The organism is Streptomyces albidoflavus (assembly GCF_000719955.1).
Lineage (GTDB): Bacteria > Actinomycetota > Actinomycetes > Streptomycetales > Streptomycetaceae > Streptomyces > Streptomyces albidoflavus.
On the sequence record NZ_JOII01000006.1, the window covers coordinates 262,172 to 283,755 of the forward strand.

Here is a 21,584-nt window from a genome sequence, read left to right on the forward strand (position 1 = left end):
GTTTCATGCTGTCTGCCAGACGTACCGCCCGAGCGGGTACCGTCACCGTTCTCGCGGCATTCCTGGGGGCGCTGCTTCCCGCCACCACCGCCCACGCCGCCGACCGCACCGTGCAGGGCGGCCGGCTGGACTGGGGGGTCAAGTCCTCGTTCCAGTCGTACGTCACCGGGCCCATCGCGCAGGGGAGTTACACCCTCCAGGGCGGCGCGGCCACGGTCGGCGCCAGCCAGTTCCGGTTCCACTCGGCGACCGGCTCGTACAACCCGGACACCGGCGCCTTCTCGGCCGGCTTCTCCGGCGGCGTCCGCTTCCTCGGCCACCCGAAGAACGGCGGCCACGAACTCGACCTCACCATCGCCCGCCCCACCGTCCGCATCTCCGGCGGCAGCGGCACCCTCTACGCCGACATGACCAGCAAGGCCAAGGGCACCGGCCAGGTCACCACCTCCGCCCAGGTCCCGCTGGCCACCCTCAACGTCTCCGGCATCGAGATGCGCGGCGGCGGCGGTCCGATCGGCCTCAGCAACCTCCCCGCCACCCTCACCTCCCAGGGCGCCCGCGCCTTCGCCGGGTACTACACCGCCGGCACCGCCCTCGACCCGGTCAGCCTCTCCGCCGACCTCCTCGCCGCCGCCCAGCAGCCCTCCAAGTCCCCCGAGGGCGAGGAGAAGAAGGACGACGGCGGCAAGAAGAAGGACGAGAAGGAGAAGAAGGCCGCCCGCATCGAGGACGCCGCCCTCGACTGGGGCGTGCGCCGCACCTTCCGCGAGTACGTCACCGGCTCCATCGCCCAGGGCGAGTGGAAGCTGGCCGACGGCGCCGAGGACGGCGGAGCCCTCTTCCGCTTCACCTCCGGCCAGGGCACCTTCGACAAGAAGGACCAGCGGCTCGACGCCTCCTTCGACGGCAGTGTCCGCTTCACCGGCGAACACGGCCTGGACCTCAGGCTCAGCAAGGTGACCGTCGCCGTCGAGGACGGCAAGGGCACCCTGCGCGCCGACGTCCGCGACGCGGACGAGGTGACGAAGGACGTCCCGCTCGTCACCTTCGCCGTGAAGGAACTCCAGGCCGAGGACGGCCTGATCACCCTCACCGAGGTCCCCGCGAAGCTCACCGCCAAGGGCGCCGACGCCTTCGGCTCGCTCTACAAGAAGGGCACCGCGATGGACCCCGTCTCCCTCGCCGTCGCCCTCGACAAGAAGGCCGAGTTGCCGCCCCTGCCCGACCTCGGCTCCGCCGACACCCCGACCGCCTCGCCCGAGCCGAACAAGGCCGCCGCGAAGGAGAAGACCGAACCGGCCGCCGCCGAGAGCTCCTCCCCGGCGCTGCCGCTGGCCGTCGGCGCCGGTGTCGTCGTCCTGGCCGCGGCCGGCGGCGGGCTGATGATCGCCCGCAGGCGCCGCACGGCCACCCCCGCAGACCACCCCTCCCCGCAGGACGACTGACCCCCCGTCGGGACCGTCCCGCGCCCCCCCACGCAGTACCTCACCACCTCCCCCCATGCACGGCTCCCCTTCCTCTCTCCGGCGCACGACCAGTGCCCCCGGTCCTCACCTCAGGAGATCTCCCGTCATGACCCCCAACCGCCGCCCCGTCGTCCTGGCCGCCGCCGTCGCGACCGCGCTGGGACTGGGCGCGACCGCCCTGACGCTCCCCGCCGTCGCCGCCGAGGCGCCGCGCGCCGGCGCCCCCGTGATGGACCTCACCGACGGCACCCTGGACTGGGGCGTGAAGGAGTCCTTCCGCCGGTACGTCAACGGCGGCGGCACCATCACCACCTCCGGCGGCGCCACGCAGGCCGACGGCAACGGCCCCTTCACCTTCGTGGGCGGCACCGGCAAGTACAACGAGGCCGGCGACCACGGAGTGAACGTCGCCTTCGACGGCTCCGTCCAGTTCGCCTACCCGACGCACGGGTTCACCATCACCATCGACGACCTGAAGGTCGTCACCGTGGGCAACACCGGCTTCATCAAGGCCGACGTGACCCTCAACGACGACACCCAGGACGACATCGACCTCGCCACCGTCGACCTCGCCGCCGCCACCAAGGGCGACAGCCGCACGGAGCTGGTCTACAAGGACATCCCCACCACGCTGACCGCCGACGGCGCCAAGGCGTTCAACGGCATGTACAAGGAGGGCGACGCCCTCGACCCGGCCACCCTCTCCGTCAAGGCCACCCCCGCGACCACCGCCCCGCCGACCGAGGGGCCCACCGACGAGCCCACGGACGGCCCGACCGAGAAGCCGACGGAGGAGCCCACCGAGAAGCCGACGGAGAAGCCCACCGAGGAGCCCACCGGCAAGCCCACCACCGAGCCCACCGGGAAGCCCTCCCCGGGCGACAGCCAGGAGCCCGGCCAGGTCGCCAAGGGCACCCTCGCCTGGGGCGTCAAGGAGTCCTTCCGCCGCTACATAGCGACCGGCGGCTCCGCCACCGTCGCGGGCGGCGCCAAGGACAACGGCAACGGCTACGACTTCCCGTACGCCAAGGCCGACCTGGACGCCGACGCCCGCAAGCTCTCCGCCTCCTTCGACGGCAGCGTCCGCTTCACCTACCCCTCGCACGGCATCGACATGAAGTTCAGCGACGTCAAGGTCGAGGCCGCCGGGAACAAGGGCACCCTCTCCGTAGACGTCACCACGCCTCAGGGCACCGAGGACGACGTCGCGTTCGCCACGCTCGACCTGACCGGCGTCTCCTACGAGGCCAAGGACGACGTGGTCCGCCTGGAGAAGGTCCCGGCCGCCTTCACCGCCGACGGCGCCGCGGTCTTCGCCAACGACACCACCGGCTCCATGTACAAGGAGGGCGAGGCCATCGACCCGGTGACCCTCGCTCTCGGCCTCACCGACGACGCCCAGCTGCCCGGCGGCTCCGGCGGCAACGGCGACTCGGGCAACGGCGGTTCGGGCACCGGCGGCACGGGCGGCACCGGCTCGGTCGGCTCCGGCACCGTCGGCCAGACCGGCGGCACCGGCGCGCTGGCCTCCACCGGCGCCGAGGTGAACGCGGGCGCCCTCGCCGGCGCTGCCGCGCTGGTCGTGGCCGCGGGCGCGGGCGTGGTCGTCGCGGCCCGCCGCCGCAACGCCGCGGGCGACGCCGCCAGCTGACCCCGGCAGCCCGGTCCAGGGGCGCGCGGTGGACCCTTCCGGGACCGCCACGCGCCCCTGAGCCGTACACCCGCGCCCCGTACTCCCGGGGTGCGCCAGGGAACAGGGGGCGGCCCTCCGTGCGCCCCGGGGCGCCGCACGGAGCCGGGGCCCGGCGGTGTTTCAATTTCCCGGTGACGCACATCGACGTACTGAGGGTCTTCTGCGGCCCCGACGGCCGGCACGGCAACCGGCTGGGCGTGGTCCGCGACGGCTCCCGGTTCCCGGGGGACGAGGAACGGCGCGCGCTGGCCGCCCGGCTCGGCTACAGCGAGACGGTCTTCGTCGACGACCCCGAACGCGGCCTCGTCGACATCTGGACCCCGAGCCTGCGCCTGCCCTTCGCCGGACACCCCTGCGTGGGCGCCGCCTGGCTCCTGGACGTCCCCGAACTCGTCACCGGCGCAGGGGTGGTGGCGGCCCGCCAGGACGGCGAGTTCACCTGGATCGAGGCGCGCCCCGAATGGGCCCCGCCGCGCACCCTGCGCGCCTACGACGACCCGGACGTCGTCGACAAGCTCCAGGTCCCGCCGCCGGGGGAGTGGGTCTACGCCTGGGCGTGGAGCGAGGAGGCGGCGGGCCGCGTCCGCGCCCGCGCCTTCCCCGGCCGGGGCGACGGCGTGGACGAGGACGAGGCCACCGGCGCCGCCGCCCTGCTCCTCACCGCCCGGCTCGGCCGCGCCCTCAACATCAGCCAGGGCCGCGGCTCCCAGCTCCTGACCGCCCCCCAGCGCGACGGCACGGTGGAGGTCGGCGGCCGCGTCGAGATGGCCGGCACCGTACGGCCCTGATCCGCCCCGCCGCGTACGCGGACACGCCTTCGGGCCCGCTCCCCTGGGAGGGCGGAGCGGGCCCGAAGGGGGTCCGGGGACGCGCGCCGGTCAGGCGGCGCTGAGCGGGAACTCCTGGCCCAGCTCGCGGAAGAGCGCCGTGTTGAGGGCGAAGGCGCGCTTGCACTCGTCGACCACGCGCTGCTTCTCCAGGTCGTCGACGGGCAGGGCGTCGAGCAGTTCGCGGTAGCCGCGCTTGAAGGCGGCCGGGTTGCTTATGCCCTCGAAGACGTAGAACCGCACGCCGTCGCCCTTGCGGGCGAAGCCCCAGGTCTTCTCGGCGGTGCCGCGGATGATCTGGCCGCCGGAGAGGTCGCCGAGGTAGCGCGTGTAGTGGTGGGCGACGAAGCCGCCGGGCCAGGTGCGCACGCACTCCCTCACCCGTTCGGCGTAAGCCTCGGTGGCGGGCAGGGCGGTGGCCCGCTGCTGCCACCCCTCGCCGCGCAGATGGGCCAGGTCCCGCTCCAGCTCGGCGGTGCGCTCCAGCTCCGGCTGGAGGAAGGGGCCCGCCACCGGGTCGCCGGCCAGGGCGGCGACGCCCTCCTCCAGGGCGCGGTACACGAACCAGAGCTGCTCGGTGTACCGGGCGTACGCCTCCACGCCGAGCCGGCCGCCGAGCATGTCGCTCATGAAGGTGCTGGTCTCCGCCTCGGTGTGCTGCTCGTGCGAGGCGGTGCGGATGAGCGTCGAGAAGGGGACGGGCGGGGTGTCCACAACGGACCTCCGGGGGCGTGAAGTAAGGGGTGGAAACTGCGCCCATCATTTAACTTAGGCTTGCCTAAGTCAACGGCTTGCCGACTGCTCGTCGGTAAAGTTCCCGACACCGGGTCGAGAAAAACCTCCCCCGGGCCGCCTGTCCCGTACACGCCGAAGGGGCGGCCCCGGCCTCGCCGGAACCGCCCCTCGGGCGGGTGCGCCGCGCGCTCAGGGCAGCGTCAGGATCTCCGCGCCGGAGTCCGTGACCACCAGGGTGTGCTCGAACTGGGCCGTCCGCCTGCGGTCCTTGGTCACCACGGTCCAGCCGTCGTCCCACATGTCGTAGGTGTGCGTGCCCAGCGTCAGCATCGGCTCGATGGTGAAGGTCATCCCGGGCTCGATCACGGTGGTCGCGTTGGGGGAGTCGTAGTGCGGGATGATCAGGCCGGAGTGGAACGAGGTGTTGATGCCGTGACCGGTGAAGTCGCGCACCACCCCGTAGCCGAACCGCTTGGCGTACGACTCGATGACGCGGCCGATGACGTTGATCTGGCGGCCCGGGCGGACCGCCTTGATGGCGCGGTTCAGCGACTCGCGGGTCCGCTCCACCAGCAGCCGCGACTCCTCGTCCACGTCGCCGACCAGGTAGGTCGCGTTGGTGTCGCCGTGCACCCCGCCGATGTACGCGGTCACGTCCAGGTTGATGATGTCGCCGTCGCGCAGCACGGTGGAGTCCGGGATGCCGTGGCAGATCACCTCGTTGACCGAGGTGCACAGCGACTTGGGGAAGCCCCGGTAACCGAGCGTCGAGGGGTAGGCGCCGTGGTCGACCATGTAGGCGTGGGCGATCCGGTCCAGCTCGTCGGTGGTCACCCCCGGCGCGATGGCCTCGGCCGCGGCCGCCATCGCCCGCGCGGCGATCCGGCCCGCCGCCCGCATCGCCTCGATCGTCTCGGGACTCTGCCGTTCGGGACCGGTGTACGGGGTGGGCGCGGGCCGGCCCACGTACTCGGGGCGCCGGATGTTCCCGGGCACGGTGCGGGTGGGAGAGAGCTCCCCTGGTACGAGCGTCGACTGGCCAGACATGCCGACGAGTGTAGCCAGCCCGACTCGGGCAACATGGCCCTCACGGAGGCCGCAGCGGCGGCGGAAGCGAGGGAGCCCCCCATGGCACTGTTCAAGAAGCGCGCGGCAGGCAGGCCCGGCGAGTGGTACTACTGCCTCGAACACGGCACGGTCGAGGAGGGCCCGCAGTGCCCGGCCAAGAACCGGCTCGGCCCCTACCCCAGCCGGCAGGAGGCGGAGAACGCCATGAACACCGCCGCCGAGCGCAACCAGAGCTGGGAGAACGACCCGCGCTGGCACGACAAGGGCGAGGGCGGCGAGGGGGACGACGGCGGCAAGGGCCCGGCGGCCGCCTGAGGCGGCCCCGCGAGCCCCGGCGCGCGGCCCCGGACGCGAGGTCCGGGGCGTACCGCCGCCCCCCTCCTACCAGCAAGTAGGGTCGCTCCCATGACAACTCCTGACTCCGCGGGCGACGCCCCCAAGAAGGCCCCCGCCAAGGACCCCTGGGACCTCCCCGACGTCTCCTCGCTCGTCGTCGGCGTGCTCGGCGGCACCGGCGACCAGGGGCGCGGCCTCGCCTACCGCCTCGCCCAGGCCGGCCAGCGCGTGATCATCGGCTCCCGGGCCGCCGAGCGCGCCCAGGCCGCCGCCGCCGAACTCGGCCACGGCGTCGAGGGCGCCGACAACGCCGAGTGCGCCCGCCGCAGCGACCTCGTCATCGTCGCCGTGCCGTGGGACGGCCACGCCAAGACCCTGGAAGGGCTCCGCGAGGAGCTGGCGGGCAAGCTCGTCGTCGACTGCGTCAACCCGCTCGGCTTCGACAAGAAGGGCGCCTACGCCCTCACCCCCGAGGAGGGCAGCGCCGCCGAGCAGGCCGCCGCCCTGCTCCCCGACTCCCGGGTCACCGCCGCCTTCCACCACCTCTCGGCCGTCCTCCTCCAGGACCCGGAGGTCGCCTCCATCGACACCGACGTGATGGTGCTGGGCGAGTCCCGCGCCGACACCGACCTCGTCCAGGCCCTCGCCGGGCGCATCCCCGGCATGCGCGGCGTCTTCGCCGGCCGCCTGCGCAACGCCCACCAGGTCGAGTCGCTGGTCGCCAACCTCATCTCGGTCAACCGCCGCTACAAGGCGCACGCCGGGGTCCGCGTCACCGACATCTGACCGGCGCCCCCCGTCGGCGGGTCCGGCGAACGGGGCACAGAGGGCATGGGGGACACTGGAGGGCGCCCGTACCGCGCCGCCCGACAGGAGCCGCCCCCATGCCCCGCCTCGCTCTGTACGCCCTCGCCGTCTGCGTCCTCACCGTGGCCGCCGCCGTCGTCTCCTTCGTCCAGGGCCAGTGGATCGGCGTCGTCTGGGTGCTCATGGCCGGCCTCTCCTCCAACATGGCCTGGTTCTCCTTCCGCCGGGCCAAGGCCGAGCGGCAGCGGCAGCAGCAGACCGCCGGCGTCTGACCCGGCTCAGCCGGCCGGCACCCCGTCCGTGCCCAGCCAGAACTGGTAGAGCCGCCGCCCCCAGTACGTGTCCCACTCGCTCACCCCGAGCCCGCCCAGGACCGCGTCCACCAGGCCGAAGAAGGCCCGGTTGACCTCCGGGACCCACAGCAGCGCGAAGACCGCGAGCAGCCCGTACGGCGCGAAGGGCTCGACCTGGCGGCGTACCTTCCGCGACAGCCAGGGCTCCAGCACGCCGTACCCGTCCAGCCCCGGGACCGGCAGGAAGTTCAGGATCGCCGCCGTCACCTGGAGCAGCGCCAGGAAGCCGAGCGCGTACCGGAAGTACGGCGGCACCCCGTCCAGCGCGCCCAGCCAGAACGGGGCCGCGCAGACCACCGCGAAGACCACGTTGGTCAGCGGCCCCGCCGCCGAGATCAGCGAGTGGCGCCAGCGGCCCCGGATGCGGCCCCGCTCGATGAAGACCGCCCCGCCGGGCAGCCCGATGCCGCCGAGGATCACGAAGAGCACCGGCAGCACGATGCTGAGCAGGGCGTGGGTGTACTTCAGCGGATTGAGCGTGAGGTAGCCCTTGGCGCCCACCGAGATGTCCCCGCTGTGCAGCGCGGTGCGGGCGTGCGCGTACTCGTGGAGGCAGAGCGAGACCACCCAGGCGCCGGTCACGAAGAGGAAGACGGCGAGCCCCACCGCCGGGACACCGGCCCACACCCCCCACCCCGCGACCGCCGTCACGGCCGTGATCGCGAGGAAGACCGGGCTGATCCGCCGGTCGGCGGCGCGGACGGGGGACGGCGAGGACGTCGGCACGCGGCACTCCTTCTCGGCTGCCCGGACGCGGCAGCCGCCCGGGCAGCCCACGGTACGGGCCCGCCGCGTCCCGGAGGAACGACACCGGCCCGACACCGGGGGAGGAGTCGGGCCGGGGCCGGGGCCGCGCGGCCGGCCGGGCGCGTGGGCGGGGCCCGCCGGCTGCGGCACCGGGACCGCCCGGCACCGGCGGGGGGACACCGGGGCCGGGCGGAGGCACCGGATCAGTGGAAGGTGTGCTCCTCCGCCGGGAAGGCACCGCCCACGACCTCGTCGGCGAACTCCTTGGTGGCCGCCGTCATGATCGCCCGCAGATCGGTGTACTTCTTGCTGAACCGGGGTGCCTTGCCGGGGGTGAGCCCGAAGGCGTCGGTCCACACCAGCACCTGCGCGTCGGTCCCGGCGCCCGCGCCGATGCCGACGGTCGGGATCTGGAGCATGCCGGTCACCTCGGCGGCCAGCTCGGCCGGTACCGCCTCCAGCACGACCGCGAAGGCGCCCGCGTCCTGCACCGCCTTGGCGTCCCGCAGCAGCTGCTGCGCGGCCTCCTCGCCGCGCCCCTGCACGCGGTAGCCCATGGCGTTGACGGACTGCGGGGTGAGGCCGATGTGGGCCATCACCGGGATGCCGGCCTCCACCAGCATCCGGATCTGCTCGTGTGAGCGCTCGCCGCCCTCCAGCTTCACCGCGCCCACGCCGGCCTCCTTGACCAGCCGGGTCGCGGAGCGCAGGGCCTGGACGGGCCCCTCCTGGTAGGACCCGAAGGTCAGGTCGGCGACGATCATGGCGCGGCTGGTGCCGCGGACGACGGCCGCGGAGAGCATCGCCATCTCGTCGAGGGTGACCGGCACCGTGGTGTCGTACCCGAGGTGGCAGTTGCCCATCGAGTCGCCGACGAGGAGGACGGGGATGCCCGCCTCGTCGAAGACCGACGCGGTCATCGCGTCGTAGGCGGTGAGCATGGGCCACTTCTCGCCGCGGTCCTTCGCGCGGGCGATGTCGTGGACGGTGACCCGGCGGGTGGAGGTCCCGCCGTAAAGCGCCTTGGGGTCGGCGGTGGACTGCGTGGGGGCAGCCGGAAGCTGCGTCATCGCAACGGCTCCTTCTGTCATCTCGAGGCGCCCTGACGGCGTCCCCGGACTCTCCTCCATGGTGGCACCCGACCGGGGTGGACGGGAAGACGTGGAGGCCGGGCGGGGGACGTGACGTGACAGACAGCGCGCGGAGCCGGCGTTTCCCCTGCTACCAGGGGTAACTGTGCCCGTTCTGTCACAGCCGCCCGCCCGGTGCGGGCACCCGGAACTGCGGGGGCGGTGCCGTCCGTCGTCCGGGAAGGAAACCGCCGTCGTGGACGGCACGGAAGGGCGCCGCTCATCCCCTAGGGTCGGGGTTCGAGACGGCGTGGAACAGGCAGCGAGGCGACGACGGTATGGCGCAGGCGTACAGGACGGAACCGGACAGCGACGGCCACGAGCACGGGCGCCCCGAACCCCGGCTCCGCTCCCTCGCCCGCCGGCTCCGGACCCACCGGGGACCCTGGCGGCGCGGGCTGGTCCTCGCCGCCCTCGCGCTCCTCCTCGCCCTGGTCATGGCCGGTCACGCCCGCATCCCCAACTCGGTCGGCAGCCTGGGCAGCCTCGGCGAGACCTTCCTGCCCTGGCTCGGCCTCGCCCTGCCGGTGCTGCTGGTGGCCGGGCTGGTGCGCCGCTCGGCCACCGCGCTGATCGCGCTCCTGCTGCCCGCGGTGGTCTGGCTCAACCTCTTCGGCGGCCTGGTCACCGACAAGTCCGCCACCGGCGGCGACCTCACCGTCGCCACCCACAACGTCAACGCCGACAACCCCGACCCGGCCGCCACCGCCCGCGACCTCGCCGCCTCCGGTGCCGACGTGGTCGCCCTGGAGGAGCTGAGCCCCGAGGCGGTCCCCGCCTTCCGCGAGGCGCTCGCCGCCACCTACCCGCACCACGCCGTCGAGGGCACCGTCGGCCTGTGGAGCAAGTACCCGCTGAGTGCCACCGCGCCGGTCGACATCAAACTCGGCTGGACCCGTGCCCTGCGCTCCACCGTCGACACCCCCTCGGGCCCCCTCGCCGTCTACGTCGCCCACCTGCCCTCGGTACGGGTCAAGGTCGACGCCGGCTTCACCGCCGGCCAGCGCGACAGCAGCGCCGAGGCGCTGGGCCTGGCCATCCGAGGGGAGGAACTGGACCGTGTGGTCCTCCTCGGCGACCTCAACGGCACCATGAACGACCGGGCCCTCTCCCCGGTGACCTCGCAGATGCGCTCCACCCAGGGCGCCGCCGGGAACGGCTTCGGCTTCAGCTGGCCGGCCTCCTTCCCGATGGCCCGGATCGACCAGATCATGGTCCAGGGCGTCGAGCCCGTCTCCTCCTGGACCCTGCCGCGCACCGCCAGCGACCACCTGCCGATAGCGGCGCGTATCAGCTTCGGGTAGCGCGTGCAGGTGGCGGTGCGGCCGTCCGGCCCCGTGCCGGGCGGGCCGCACGCGGCCTTCCGCCGGGGGTCTACGCGTGTCATGCTCATGACTTTCGCGTCCCCCCACGGACGTCCCCCCCCCACAACGGAAGGACCTCCCATGCGGAGAAGATCTTTCGCCACCGCCCTCGCCCTCGGCGCCACCGGCGCCCTCCTGCACCCCGGCACCGCACGCGCCGCGACCCCCGGCGGCAGCCAGGTCGCCCCGCTGCCGCCCAGCCCCGCCCACCCGAACGGCATCCAGGTCGAGACCGAGGTCGTCGGCCGGACCCGCGGCGCCTTCCCGACCCTGCGGACCAAGGAGGTGCGCACCCAGGGCGAGCACGTCCTCTCGGTGGAGTACCAGGTCCAGGAGACCGGCTACTGGTGCGGCCCCGCCGCCACCCGCTGCGCCCTCTCGGCCCGGGTCGCCGCCCCCAGCCAGGCCACCCTCGCCGCCGAACTCGGCACCCACACCGGCGGCACCGACCACATAGGCCAGGTCACCGCGGTGCTCAACTCCCGCATCGACGCCGGCCAGTACTTCACCCGCGAGATGCCGAACGACCCGCCCACCCAGGCCCAGGTGGACCTGCTCTGGTCGGACGTGGTCGACGACATCGACCACGGCTACGCGATCGTCGCCAACATCGTGGCCCCGCCCGGCAACCAGCCGCCCGGCTACCCGGCGGACCAGACGGTGTACCACTACTTCACCGTCATCGGCTACGACACCGACTACCACACGGTGCTGATCGCCGACTCGGCCTCCTTCAACGGCTGGCAGATCTACTGGCTGGACTTCTCCCAGCTCGCCTCGCTGATCCCGCCGAAGGGGTACGCGGCCTGACCCGCCGCCCGCACACCGTCCGGGAACGGCCGAGGTGCCGCGGGGAAGACGTGCTCTCCCCGCGGCCCCTCGGCCACCCGCAAGGCCCTCAGCCCGACTCGCGCCAGCGGCTGGTGATGGGCAGCCGGCGGTCCTTGCCGAAGCCCTTGGCGGAGATCTTGGTCCCCGGCGGGTACTGCCGCCGCTTGTACTCGGCGTTGTCGACCAGCTTCAGCACCCGCGTGACGGTCTCCGGGTCGAAGCCGGCCGCCAGGATCTCGTCGCGCCCCTCGTCCCGGTCGACGTAACGGGCGAGGATCGCGTCGAGCACGTCGTAGTCGGGCAGCGAGTCGGTGTCGACCTGGCCGGGGCGCAGTTCGGCGCTGGGCGGCTTGGTGACGGAGTTCTCCGGGATCGGCGGGGCCTCGCCGCGCTCGGCCGCCACCTCGTTGCGCCAGCGGGCCAGCCGGAAGACGGTCGACTTGTAGACATCCTTGATCGGGCCGTACGCCCCGACCGAGTCGCCGTAGAGGGTCGAGTAGCCGACCGCCAGCTCGGACTTGTTGCCCGGGGCCAGCACGATCTGGCCCTCCTGGTTGGAGATGGCCATCAGCGTGGTGCCGCGCAGCCGCGACTGGAGGTTCTCCTCCGCGAGGCCGGTCAGCCCCAGCTCGCCCATGTACGCGTCGAACATCGGGGCGATGGAGACCGTCCGGTAGTGCAGCCCGGTGCGCCGGGCCAGCTCGGCCGCGTCGTCCTTGGAGTGCTCCGAGGAGTACTTCGAGGGCATCGAGACGCCGTACACGTGCTCGGCGCCGATCGCGTCCACGGCGAGGGCGGCGGTGAGCGCCGAGTCGATGCCGCCGGAGAGCCCGATCAGCACGGAGCGGAAGCCGTTCTTGCGGACGTAGGCGCGCAGGCCCGTGACGAGGGCCCGGTAGACCTCCTCGTCGTCGTCGAGCGGCGGGACGGTGGTGCCGGGGTACTCCACGGGGCCCGGGCCGGCCACCGGCTCGCCGGAGAGGATCACGCGGTCGATGCGCAGCCCGTCGTCGACCGTCCCCTCGGGGGCGTCGGCCGCGGCGGCGGGGAGGTCCAGGTCGAGGACGAGCTGGACCTCCGTGAACTGCGGGGCGCGGGCCAGCACGGCGCCGGAGGCGTCCACCACGATCGTGTCGCCGTCGAAGACCAGCTCGTCCTGGCCGCCGGTCATCGCCACGTAGGCGGTGGCGCAGCCGGCCTCCTGGGCCCGCTTGCGGACCAGCTCCAGGCGGGTGTCGTCCTTCTCCCGCTCGTAGGGCGAGGCGTTGACGGAGAGCAGCAGCCCCGCGCCGGCCGCCCGGGCCGCCGGGACGCGGCCGCCCTCCTGCCACAGGTCCTCGCAGATGGCGAGGGCGACGTCGACGCCGCGCACCCGGATCACCGGCATGGTGTCGCCGGGCACGAAGTAGCGGAACTCGTCGAAGACGCCGTAGTTCGGCAGGTGGTGCTTGGCGAAGGAGAGGACCACCTCGCCGCCGTGCAGCACCGCCGCCGCGTTCTGCGGGGCGCCGGCGGGCTGGCCGTAGCGCGGCTGGGTGGTGCTGGAGCGGTCGAGGTAGCCGACGACCACGGGCACGTCGCCGAGGCCCTCGTCGGCGAGGCGCGCGGCGAGCGCCACCAGCGCCGACCGGGAGGCTTCGACGAACGACGAGCGCAGCGCGAGGTCCTCGACCGGGTAGCCGGTGAGGACCATCTCGGGGAAGGCCACGAGGTGCGCGCCCCGCTCGGCCGCCTCGCGGGTCCGGTGGACGACGGCGTCGGCGTTGCCGTGGAGGTCGCCGACGGTGGCGTCGATCTGGTTCAGGGCGAGTCGTAGTCGATGCACGTCCGCCAGTGTAATCGTCACAACGACGCGATGTCGCGGTCGGCCCGGCGCCTCCCCGCGCGCCGCAGGCGCGGGGAGCCGCCCGGAGACGGGATCGTTGCAGGTCAGCGGCGGTAGCCGAGGACCGTCATCATCCCGGCCTCCGCGTGGTAGACGTTGTGGCAGTGCAGCATCCACAGCCCCGGGTTGTCCGCGTCGAAGTCGGCGGTCAGGGTCCGGTGCGGCAGGATCACCGCGGTGTCCTTGCGCGGCGCGCCCTTGGCCGAGGAGAGCGCGAAGGTGTGGCCGTGCAGGTGGAGCGGGTGCCACATGTCGGTCGCGTTGCTGAAGACGAGCCGCACCCGCTCCCCGGCCCGCACCGGATACCGCTCGGAGGCCTTGTACGGCCGCCCGTTGAACGCCCAGTCGTACCTGGCCATCCCGCCGGTCAGCTGGAACCGCACCGTCCGGTCCGGCGTGCGGGCGGGCAGCGCCGCCGGCCCGGCCGCCACCAGCCGGTCGGCGGTCAGCACCTTCCCGTCCAGCTCCCTGGGCCGCGCCCCCGCCTTCGGCGCCGCCCCGCCGCCGGTCCGCAGCAGCGCCCGGGCGGTCGCGTCCTTCCCCTCGGCCAGCGCCGTCAGCGGGAAGAGCCCGTCGCCCGCCGTCACCAGCACGTCGTACCGCTCACCCATCCCGAGCAGCAGCGCGTCCGTCTCCGCGTGCTCCACCGCGAACCCGTCGGTGTGCGTCACCGTCATCCGGTGCCCGCCCAGCGCCACCCGGTACGCGGTGTCCCCGCCGGCGTTGACCAGCCGCACCCTGATCCGGTCACCCGGCTTCGCCCGGAACACCTCGGGGTCCTCCGCCGTCCGCCCGTTGACCAGGTGGTACGGGTACTTCACGTCCCCCGCGTCCCCGCCGAGCAGGTCGCTACGGGCGCCCATCATCATCCGCGAGGGCCCGCCCGGCTCCTCCGTCCGCGTCCCCTGCGCCGACATGCCGTGCCCGCTGTGACCGCCGCCCTCGTCACCCTCGTCGTCCCCGTTGCCCCCGTCGCCGGAACCGTGGTCCATCCCGGGCGCCATGCCCCGGCTCAGCTCCTTGAGCACCCCGTCCGGAGTGGACCCCTCCACCCCGTCGACCCAGTCGTCCACGACCACGACCCACTCGTGGTCGTAGGCGAGCGGCTCCTTCGGGTCCTCCACGATCAGCGGGGCGTACAGCCCCCGGTCCTGCTGCGTCCCGCTGTGCGGGTGGAACCAGTACGTCCCCGAGTGCGGCACCGTGAAGCGGTACGTGAAGTCGGCGCCGGGGCGCACGTCCTTCTGGGTCAGGCCCGGGACGCCGTCCATGTCGTTGCGCAGGGCGAGGCCGTGCCAGTGGAGCGAGGTCGGTTCGGGCAGGTGGTTGGCGAGGGTGAGCGCCAGGGTGTCCCCGGCGGTGACCCGTACCTCGCGGCCGGGCAGCCGGTCGCCGTAGGCCCAGGTCGGGACGGTGACCGGGCCGAGGTCGAGCCGGGTCTCGGTGGCGGTCAGCCGGACCTCGCGGACCCGGCCGCCGCCGGCCCGCGCCTTCTCGGCGTCCGCGACCTCGCGGCCCGCCGGGTCGATCCAGTCACCGGCGCCGGTCGTCGCCCCGGAACCGGAGCCGTGGTCGGAGCTGGTGCCCCCGGAGGAGGAGCAGGCGGCCAGCAGCCCGGTCCCGGCCAGGCCGAGTCCGGCGCCGAGGAGGGAGCGGCGCGTGGGAGTACGCATGGGAGAGTCACCTTTGTCGTCGTGGGAGTGCGGTGCGAGGCGTGCGGAGACGCGCCTGCCGCGCGAGGGCGCGGAGGCGGCGGTTCCGGCGGCCTAGATCCGCAGGACCGACAGACGGGCGAGGGCGAGCCGGGTCGGCGGCGCTATCGGCCACTGGGCGCCCCGGCGGCCGGTGAGGAGCACGCGTGCGGCGGAACCCGGGGCGGCGCCGCCCCCCAGCAGGCCGCCCGCGCGCAGCAGGAGGCCGAGGGTGAGCGCCGCGAGCACGGCCAGGCAGACCGACAGGGGGTCGGTGCCGGGCAGGGGGTCGGAGGAGTCGGGCGTACCGGTGACGGCTCCGGCGGCGGCTCCGGCGGCGATCCCGGCGGCGGGGGAGTGGTGCTCCGCCCCGCCGGATCCCGCCGGGGCCGCCGCGACCGTTCCCGGCCCGTGGGCGGCGCCGTGCGCACCGCTGTGCGCACCACCGTGGTCCCCCGTCGGGTGCCCCAGGGTGTGCATGGTGAGGACGCCGAGGAGCAGGGCGGCGAGCAGCAGCAGGCGTCCCGCCCGCCCGGCCACCGTGCCCGTCCTCGTCCTCATGGGCGGCAGCCTACCCCTCCCGGGTATACGTCCTGGCGCCGGGCCTGTGTCCGGACGTACGGCCTAGTCGCGGACACCCCGCTTGCGCAGCAGCTCCGCCATCAGGTCGATCTCGGACTGCTGGGCGTCCACCATGCCCTGGGCCAGCCGCTTCTCGGCCGGGACCTCGCAGGCGCTGACGCACCCCTCGGCCATGTGGATGCCGCCCTTGTGGTGGGCGGTCATCAGCCGCAGGTAGAGGATCTCGGCCGCCTCGCCCTCGGTCTTCCGCAGCCGGTCCAGCTCGGCCCTGGTCGCCATCCCGGGCATCAGCGCGCCGTCCTTGCCCGGCTTGTGCCGCATCCCCATCCAGGCCATCGGCGGGTCCTCGGAGACCTTCGGCAGCCCCCACAGGTCGAGCCAGCCCAGCATCATGCCGCGCTGGTTGGCCTGGGTGTTGGCGATGTCGTAGGCGAGGGTGCGGATCTCCTCGCCGTCCGTGCTGTCCCGGACGAGGAAGGACATCTCCACCGCCTGCTGGTGGTGGACGGCCATGTCCCGCGCGAACCCGGCGTCGGCGGAGTCCGACGCCGGGACGGCGGGCGCGGGCGGCGGCTCCTCGCCCCCGGCGGCGGCCACCGTGACCACCGACCCGAGCGCGATCAGCACGGCCGCCGCGCCCGCCGCGAGCGCCGTACGGGTCCTCACGAGGAGAGGCCCCCGGTGCAGGCTGCACCCGGCTCGGGCGTCTGCGGCCCCTGCACGTACTTGGTGAAGAACTGCGCCACGCGCGGGTCGTCCGCGCCGTCCACGGTCACCTGCTTGCCCCAGGCGCTCAGCATCAGCGCGCCCTCCTGCTTCTCCACCGGGCTCATCAGCGAGTACGGGGTGGACTTGACGCGCTCGGTGAGCTTGTCGACGTCGGCCGGGTCGGCGTCGCCGTTGTGGGTCACCCAGACGGCGCCGTGCTCCAGCGAGTGGACGGCGTTGACGTCCGGTATCGGCTTCTCGTAGACGTCGCCGTCGCAGTTCATCCAGACCTGGTTGTGGTCACCGCCGACCGGCGGGGTCATCGGGTAGGAGACCGGCGTCGAGACGTGGTCGCGGCCCAGCTCCTCGGCCTTCCAGGACTTCTCGTCCTTGACCGGCTTCTCGGCCTGCTCCTTCTCCGCCGCCGCGGTCTGCTCCTTCTCGTCGGCCTTCTGGAGGTAGAGGTACCCGCCCCCGCCTATCAGCCCCACCACGACCAGCGTGCTGACGCCTATGAACAGCAGGCGGTTGCGGCGCTCGCGCGCCTGCTCGCTCGCGCGCATGCGCTGGATACGAGCACGGCGGTCCTCCGCGGACCCGGGGGTGTTCCTGGTCGAACCCATGGTGTGTCCTTTGCGCAGTCTTGGGGCGGGCGGGCCCGCTGATCGTAATGGGGAGCGGGGTGTCCAGGGCCATACCGCTGCCCGTAATCTGGCCGAAACCCCTGGCCGTGATACTGGTGGGGCACCCACACGCTGGGCGGTGGCGCACAGACCGTCTGAACTGCAAGGATGTAGCTATGGACAAGCAGCAGGAGTTCGTGCTTCGTACGCTGGAGGAGCGCGACATCCGGTTCGTGCGCCTGTGGTTCACCGACGTCCTCGGCTTCCTCAAGTCGGTAGCCGTGGCGCCGGCCGAGCTGGAGCAGGCGTTCGACGAGGGCATCGGCTTCGACGGCTCCGCCATCGAGGGCTTCGCCCGCGTCTACGAGTCCGACATGATCGCCAAGCCCGACCCCGCCACCTTCCAGGTGCTGCCGTGGCGCGCCGAGGCCCCCGGCACCGCCCGCATGTTCTGCGACATCCTCATGCCCGACGGCTCGCCGTCCTTCGCCGACCCGCGCTACGTCCTCAAGCGCGCCCTGGCCAAGACCTCCGACCTGGGCTTCACCTTCTACACCCACCCGGAGATCGAGTTCTTCCTGCTGAAGAACAAGCCGGTGGACGGCTCCCGCCCGGTCCCCGCCGACAGCTCCGGCTACTTCGACCACACCCCGCAGAACGTCGGCATGGACTTCCGCCGCCAGGCGATCACCATGCTCGAATCGATGGGCATCTCCGTCGAGTTCAGCCACCACGAGGGCGCCCCCGGCCAGCAGGAGATCGACCTCCGCTACGCCGACGCGCTCTCCACCGCCGACAACATCATGACCTTCCGCCTCGTCATGAAGCAGGTCGCGCTGGAACAGGGCGTGCAGGCGTCCTTCATGCCCAAGCCCTTCTCGGAGTACCCGGGTTCGGGCATGCACACCCACCTCTCCCTCTTCGAGGGCGACCGCAACGCCTTCTACGAGTCCGGCGCCGAGTACCAGCTCTCCAAGGTCGGCCGCTCCTTCATCGCCGGCCTGCTCCGCCACGCCGCCGAGATCTCCGCCGTCACCAACCAGTGGGTCAACAGCTACAAGCGCATCTGGGGCGGCTCCGCCCGCTCCGCCGGCGCCGGCGGCGAGGCCCCCTCGTACATCTGCTGGGGCCACAACAACCGCTCGGCCCTCATCCGCGTCCCCATGTACAAGCCCGGCAAGACCGGCTCCGCCCGCGTGGAGGTCCGCTCCCTCGACTCCGGCGCCAACCCGTACCTCTCCTACGCCGTCCTCCTCGCCGCCGGCCTCAAGGGCATCGAAGAGGGCTACGAACTCCCCCCGGGCGCCGACGACGACGTCTGGGCCCTCTCTGACGCCGAACGCCGCGCCATGGGCATCGAACCCCTCCCGCAGAACCTCGGCGAAGCCATCTCCCTCATGGAACGCAGCGAACTCGTCGCCGAAACCCTGGGCGAGCACGTCTACGACTTCTTCCTCCGCAACAAGAAGCAGGAGTGGGAGGAGTACCGCAGCGAGGTCACGGCTTTCGAGCTGAAGAATCTGCTGCCGGTGCTGTAGGGGCGCGCCAGTCCCGTTACCGGACGCCGCTGAGGCCCGTGCTCGCCGAGCGCGGGCCTCAGTGATGCGTGGGCGGCTCGGCCGGGTGGCCGTCCTCCCAGGCGTGGGGGCCGGGGTGGCCTGCGAACAGGCAGCAGGCGTCTCCGTGGGGGAGCGGACCGGTGCCGGGGCAGTCGGTGCGGGTGGCCAAGGAGACCTGGTCGGCTCCGCTCCAGCGCAGCCAGAGGGCGGTACCGCGATCCGTCTCGTCCAGGAAGCCGTAGTGCTCGCTGCCCGCGTGCGAAGCGGCGAGCAGGCACTGTACGGCCGCATCGACGCATCCTGATGCGGCCCTCGCCCGGGCTTCGTCGGTCAGGCCTGGCGGTACGCGGCGCCAGTGCGGACACCTGGTCATGATGCGGAGCCTCGGACAGGGGTGGTGTGCGCTTCCGCGCAGGGGGTGCACCGGCTGCACGTGCAAGGAGGGAACTTGCCGACGGCAACAGGGATGGGACCGTCCGCTTCGACCTGCACCACCGTCACCGGCCCCCATGTGCGGCCGGAGTCCCGGGAGACCTTCAGGGTCATGGCAGTCCGCTTTCTCGTGGTCAAGGCGGTTCCCTTTCCTTTCGCCGGGCCTTTCCTGGCCTGTGATCAGGAAATAGCGCGGAGTACCGGACGGCCACGGCACTTCTGCGGCACTCTTGACGCAGATCCGTGCAAGCCGCCCGAGAGCGCCGGATTCGGGGGAAGGATGGGCGCATGGGAGTGGCGGAGCGACGTAGAGCCAGGGGCTACCGCCAGGAGAAGCTGGCCCACTTGCTCGGCGTGGACCGTACGACGGTGGGGCGTTGGGAGAGTGGCAGGGTCTTCCCTCAGCCGCCGCAGCGCCGAGGGCTCGCCCACGCTCTCGGGCTCAGCCTGGACGAGTTGGACTGCCTCTTGGCGATGCCTGCCGTTAGGGTCCAGGAGACCGCTCGGTGCCAGACCGAGGAATCCCCGACACCGGGAGACTCCGACGAGATGATGCGTCGCGCTTTTCTTCGCGTGCTGAGCGTCAGCGGTGCGTTGGCGGTGCTGCCCGTCGACGAGGCCGAGGCACTCCAGGAAGGGGCCGGCCTGGGTGCTTCGGCAGACTTCGACCGGATGAACGGTCATCTCTGGCAGGTCTACCAACTGGCCCGTTCCAAGAAAGCTGTGCACCCCGTCCTTCGTGACCAGTTGTCGATGCTGAACGAAGCCCTGGCGAGCGGGCGGGGACCCACCCGCTCCCTGTTGAGCGCCGCTGCCGACCTCTTCCAGCTGGCCGGTGAGGTCGCCTTCGACGGCAACCGCTACTCCGAGGCAGCCTCCTCGTACGCCCTCGCGGCCTCGGTCGGAAGGGAGGCCGACGCCTACGACCTGTGGGCCTGCGCCCTGGTACGCCATGCCTACGTGGAGATGTCGGAACGGCGCCACCGGCAGGCAGTGCAGTTGCTCGGGGCGGCGGCGCGGCTGGCCCGTCGGGGAGACAGTGCTCTGTCGACCCGGCAGTGGGTCGCGTCCGTGCAGGCGGAGGCGTATGCCGGGCTCGGTGATCTGACGGCCTGCGAGCGGGCGATGGACCAGGCCGAGACCGTGCGTGAGCTGGCCGGGGGCAGTGCCAACGGCGGGTGGCTGCGGTTCGACGGGGCGCGGCTCTCGGAGGAGCGGGGAGCGCGTTACGTCCAGCTCGGACGGTTCGACCGGGCCGAGGAGACGCTGACGGACGCGTTGAAGCAGTCGGATCTTGCGGCCGGCCACTCGTACCGGAGGCGGGGTGCGGTGCTCACCGATCTCGCGGTGATCGGTGTGCGGCGGGGTGACGCCGAGCAGGTGGTGGCGTACGGAGGTGAGGCTGTGGGGCTGGCTCGGGCTACGGGTTCGGGTTATGTGGTTCATAGACTCCAGGCTCTGCGTGGTGAGTTGGGCTCCCTGAGTGAGGACCGCCGGGTGGCCGGACTGGGTGCGGAGATTGCCGCGCTGGGCATGTCGTGACGAGAGGGGTAGGTATGTCGGAGGTTGACGGGGCGCGGTTGTTTCGGGAGGGGTGGATCGCTGGGGTGCGGCGGCATTTTCCCGGGGAGCCGAAGGCAGGTTATGTCACGCCGTGGGAGGGGACTCCGGAGTGGGAGCGGGAGGCCGCCGGGGCTGTGTGTGCGCAGGTGAGGCAGTTCGTGGAGGTGAGTGCGGGGAAGGCGGGGCGGCTTTCGCGGGAGCAGAAGGGGCGGTTCGTCGCCACCTGCTGGACGGCTCAGATGTACAAGCATTTCGAGGAGCCGAAGCCCGGATATGTGGCCGACTGGGCCGAACTGCCGAAGTGGCAGCAGGAGACCGACGCCGACATCTTCGAGGCGATCGAGAGGCATTTCCCGCCGAGTTGAGCGGGATGGGTGCTGAAAGCCAGAAGTGAAAAGGGGGGTGGGCGCGCATGCAGGCGCGCTCACCCCCCTTTCGTGTGCGGTCAGACGAACCGTGCGCCCATTTCGTCCATGGTGATCATCATCAGTTCCATGGGGTCCTCGGCCTGTTCGTTCTCCTCGATCCAGAGTTGCATGGCGATGCGGAGGGCGACGAGGAAGGCGGCGGCCATGACGCGGGCGCGGACCGGGTCGGTGGGGCTGCGGGCGGTGAGGGTGGCGGCCAGGTCGCTTTCGAGGGTGGCGAGGGTGCTGAGCTGGCGGCCGAGGAGGGAGGGGTGGCTCATCGCGAGGCGGGTCTGCTGGGCCCATTCGCGGCGCGGGGGGTCGAGGCGGGGGTCGCGGAGCACCTGGGTGGCGGCGCGCAGGGCCTGCCAGTTGGTCTCCTCGGCGGGGCGGTCGCGTACCGCGTCCAGGAGGCGCTGGATGTACTGCTCCTTGCCGTAGAGGAGGGCGTCCTCCTTGCCGGCGAAGTAGTTGGAGAACGTGCGCCGGGAGATGCCGGCGGCGTCGGCGATGGCCTCCACCGTGACGTGGTCCAGGCCGTGCTCGCGGGTGAGCCGCATCGCGGCCTCGTGGACGGCCTGGCGGGTGGCGGCCTTCTTGCGTTCGCGCAGGCCGAGCGGTGCGTCGGGGGTGGCCGCCGGGGTCTCCTCGGTGCTGTCCATGGGGCAGATATTACTCACTCATTACCCAGTGGGCATTATTGCAGGGTGAGCAAACTTGCCCAGTGTGCATGTATGGTGAATCAGTCACCTCATCTGCTCATCACCTCCGGAGGTT

General features: G+C 72.5%; 22 protein-coding genes. 11 read left to right on the forward strand and 11 right to left on the reverse strand.

Translation table 11 applies throughout. From position 1 onward, the window contains the following. The first annotated feature begins 5 nt into the window (after positions 1–5). The 3 genes from IF45_RS0109020 (at position 6) to IF45_RS0109030 (ending at position 3,947) form a co-directional block, all read left to right on the forward strand. Positions 6–1,445 (forward strand): HtaA domain-containing protein, encoded by a 1,440-nt coding sequence (locus IF45_RS0109020; protein WP_030306674.1) that lies wholly within the window; start codon positions 6–8, stop codon positions 1,443–1,445. 127 nt (positions 1,446–1,572) lie between these two features. Continuing rightward, on the forward strand, positions 1,573–3,117 hold the full coding sequence (locus tag IF45_RS0109025) for an HtaA domain-containing protein (protein WP_030306677.1): 1,545 nt from the start codon (positions 1,573–1,575) through the stop codon (positions 3,115–3,117). A 173-nt stretch (positions 3,118–3,290) separates the two neighbouring features. Further along, complete coding sequence (locus IF45_RS0109030) at positions 3,291–3,947, forward strand: PhzF family phenazine biosynthesis protein (RefSeq protein ID WP_003947760.1); 657 nt, start codon at positions 3,291–3,293, stop codon at positions 3,945–3,947. Between the two features lie 90 nt (positions 3,948–4,037). Here the strand turns inward: IF45_RS0109030 and IF45_RS0109035 are convergent, their stop codons facing one another. Both IF45_RS0109035 and map read right to left on the reverse strand, forming a co-directional pair. Beyond that, entirely contained in the window at positions 4,038–4,700 is a 663-nt protein-coding gene (locus IF45_RS0109035; RefSeq protein WP_003947759.1) for a biliverdin-producing heme oxygenase, read from the reverse strand. Positions 4,701–4,910: 210 nt separating this feature from the next. After that, positions 4,911–5,768: a type I methionyl aminopeptidase gene (gene map, locus IF45_RS0109040; protein ID WP_003947758.1), complete on the reverse strand. Its 858-nt coding sequence runs from the start codon at positions 5,766–5,768 to the stop codon at positions 4,911–4,913. 81 nt (positions 5,769–5,849) lie between these two features. Between map and IF45_RS0109045 the strand changes: the two genes are divergently transcribed. The 3 genes from IF45_RS0109045 (at position 5,850) to IF45_RS0109055 (ending at position 7,204) form a co-directional block, all read left to right on the forward strand. Continuing rightward, positions 5,850–6,104, forward strand: a complete 255-nt coding sequence (locus IF45_RS0109045; RefSeq protein WP_003947757.1) for a hypothetical protein — start codon at positions 5,850–5,852, stop codon at positions 6,102–6,104. Positions 6,105–6,194: 90 nt separating this feature from the next. Beyond that, positions 6,195–6,911 carry an NADPH-dependent F420 reductase gene (npdG, locus tag IF45_RS0109050; protein ID WP_030306681.1) on the forward strand — a complete coding sequence of 239 codons (717 nt, stop codon included), beginning with the start codon at positions 6,195–6,197 and terminating at the stop codon, positions 6,909–6,911. 98 nt (positions 6,912–7,009) lie between these two features. Next, the gene (locus IF45_RS0109055; RefSeq protein WP_003947755.1) at positions 7,010–7,204 is read left to right on the forward strand and encodes a hypothetical protein; all 195 of its coding nucleotides are present in this window, start codon (positions 7,010–7,012) and stop codon (positions 7,202–7,204) included. A 6-nt stretch (positions 7,205–7,210) separates the two neighbouring features. Here IF45_RS0109055 and IF45_RS0109060 read toward each other — a convergent pair whose 3' ends face one another. Both IF45_RS0109060 and panB read right to left on the reverse strand, forming a co-directional pair. Continuing rightward, positions 7,211–8,011, reverse strand: a complete 801-nt coding sequence (locus IF45_RS0109060) for a site-2 protease family protein (protein ID WP_003947754.1) — start codon at positions 8,009–8,011, stop codon at positions 7,211–7,213. A gap of 224 nt (positions 8,012–8,235) precedes the next feature. Further along, complete coding sequence (gene panB / locus IF45_RS0109065; protein ID WP_003947753.1) at positions 8,236–9,102, reverse strand: 3-methyl-2-oxobutanoate hydroxymethyltransferase; 867 nt, start codon at positions 9,100–9,102, stop codon at positions 8,236–8,238. 338 nt (positions 9,103–9,440) lie between these two features. On the opposite strand from panB, the gene IF45_RS0109070 reads away from it, so the two are divergent. Both IF45_RS0109070 and IF45_RS0109075 read left to right on the forward strand, forming a co-directional pair. Continuing rightward, entirely contained in the window at positions 9,441–10,466 is a 1,026-nt protein-coding gene (locus IF45_RS0109070) for an endonuclease/exonuclease/phosphatase family protein (RefSeq protein ID WP_003947752.1), read from the forward strand. A 141-nt stretch (positions 10,467–10,607) separates the two neighbouring features. Beyond that, a complete protein-coding gene (locus IF45_RS0109075) occupies positions 10,608–11,336 on the forward strand; it encodes a C39 family peptidase (RefSeq protein WP_030306685.1) in 729 nt (242 codons plus the stop codon). 88 nt (positions 11,337–11,424) lie between these two features. Here IF45_RS0109075 and IF45_RS0109080 read toward each other — a convergent pair whose 3' ends face one another. From IF45_RS0109080 to IF45_RS0109100, 5 genes are all read right to left on the reverse strand, one after another. Beyond that, positions 11,425–13,182 carry an NAD+ synthase gene (locus IF45_RS0109080; protein WP_030306687.1) on the reverse strand — a complete coding sequence of 586 codons (1,758 nt, stop codon included), beginning with the start codon at positions 13,180–13,182 and terminating at the stop codon, positions 11,425–11,427. 104 nt (positions 13,183–13,286) lie between these two features. Further along, positions 13,287–14,915, reverse strand: coding sequence for a multicopper oxidase family protein (locus IF45_RS0109085; RefSeq protein WP_030306689.1), 1,629 nt, complete (start codon positions 14,913–14,915; stop codon positions 13,287–13,289). 93 nt (positions 14,916–15,008) lie between these two features. After that, positions 15,009–15,494, reverse strand: a complete 486-nt coding sequence (locus IF45_RS0109090) for a hypothetical protein (RefSeq protein WP_030306691.1) — start codon at positions 15,492–15,494, stop codon at positions 15,009–15,011. 63 nt (positions 15,495–15,557) lie between these two features. After that, positions 15,558–16,181 carry a DUF305 domain-containing protein gene (locus IF45_RS0109095; RefSeq protein WP_003947747.1) on the reverse strand — a complete coding sequence of 208 codons (624 nt, stop codon included), beginning with the start codon at positions 16,179–16,181 and terminating at the stop codon, positions 15,558–15,560. Then, a complete protein-coding gene (locus IF45_RS0109100; RefSeq protein WP_030306692.1) occupies positions 16,178–16,846 on the reverse strand; it encodes a thioredoxin-like domain-containing protein in 669 nt (222 codons plus the stop codon). The genes IF45_RS0109095 and IF45_RS0109100 overlap by 4 nt, the downstream gene beginning before the upstream one ends. Before the next feature lie 176 nt (positions 16,847–17,022). Between IF45_RS0109100 and glnA2 the strand changes: the two genes are divergently transcribed. Continuing rightward, positions 17,023–18,384, forward strand: coding sequence for a gamma-glutamylpolyamine synthetase GlnA2 (gene glnA2, locus IF45_RS0109105; protein ID WP_003947745.1), 1,362 nt, complete (start codon positions 17,023–17,025; stop codon positions 18,382–18,384). Positions 18,385–18,442: 58 nt separating this feature from the next. Here the strand turns inward: glnA2 and IF45_RS0109110 are convergent, their stop codons facing one another. Continuing rightward, positions 18,443–18,778 carry a hypothetical protein gene (locus IF45_RS0109110; RefSeq protein ID WP_030306694.1) on the reverse strand — a complete coding sequence of 112 codons (336 nt, stop codon included), beginning with the start codon at positions 18,776–18,778 and terminating at the stop codon, positions 18,443–18,445. Between the two features lie 347 nt (positions 18,779–19,125). On the opposite strand from IF45_RS0109110, the gene IF45_RS0109115 reads away from it, so the two are divergent. Continuing rightward, positions 19,126–20,379 carry a helix-turn-helix transcriptional regulator gene (locus IF45_RS0109115; protein WP_030306696.1) on the forward strand — a complete coding sequence of 418 codons (1,254 nt, stop codon included), beginning with the start codon at positions 19,126–19,128 and terminating at the stop codon, positions 20,377–20,379. A gap of 14 nt (positions 20,380–20,393) precedes the next feature. Next, the gene (locus IF45_RS0109120) at positions 20,394–20,765 is read left to right on the forward strand and encodes a hypothetical protein (protein ID WP_018470694.1); all 372 of its coding nucleotides are present in this window, start codon (positions 20,394–20,396) and stop codon (positions 20,763–20,765) included. 80 nt (positions 20,766–20,845) lie between these two features. On the opposite strand, the gene IF45_RS0109125 is transcribed toward IF45_RS0109120, so the two are convergent. After that, the gene (locus tag IF45_RS0109125) at positions 20,846–21,469 is read right to left on the reverse strand and encodes a TetR/AcrR family transcriptional regulator (RefSeq protein WP_008413091.1); all 624 of its coding nucleotides are present in this window, start codon (positions 21,467–21,469) and stop codon (positions 20,846–20,848) included. Positions 21,470–21,584: the final 115 nt, after the last annotated feature.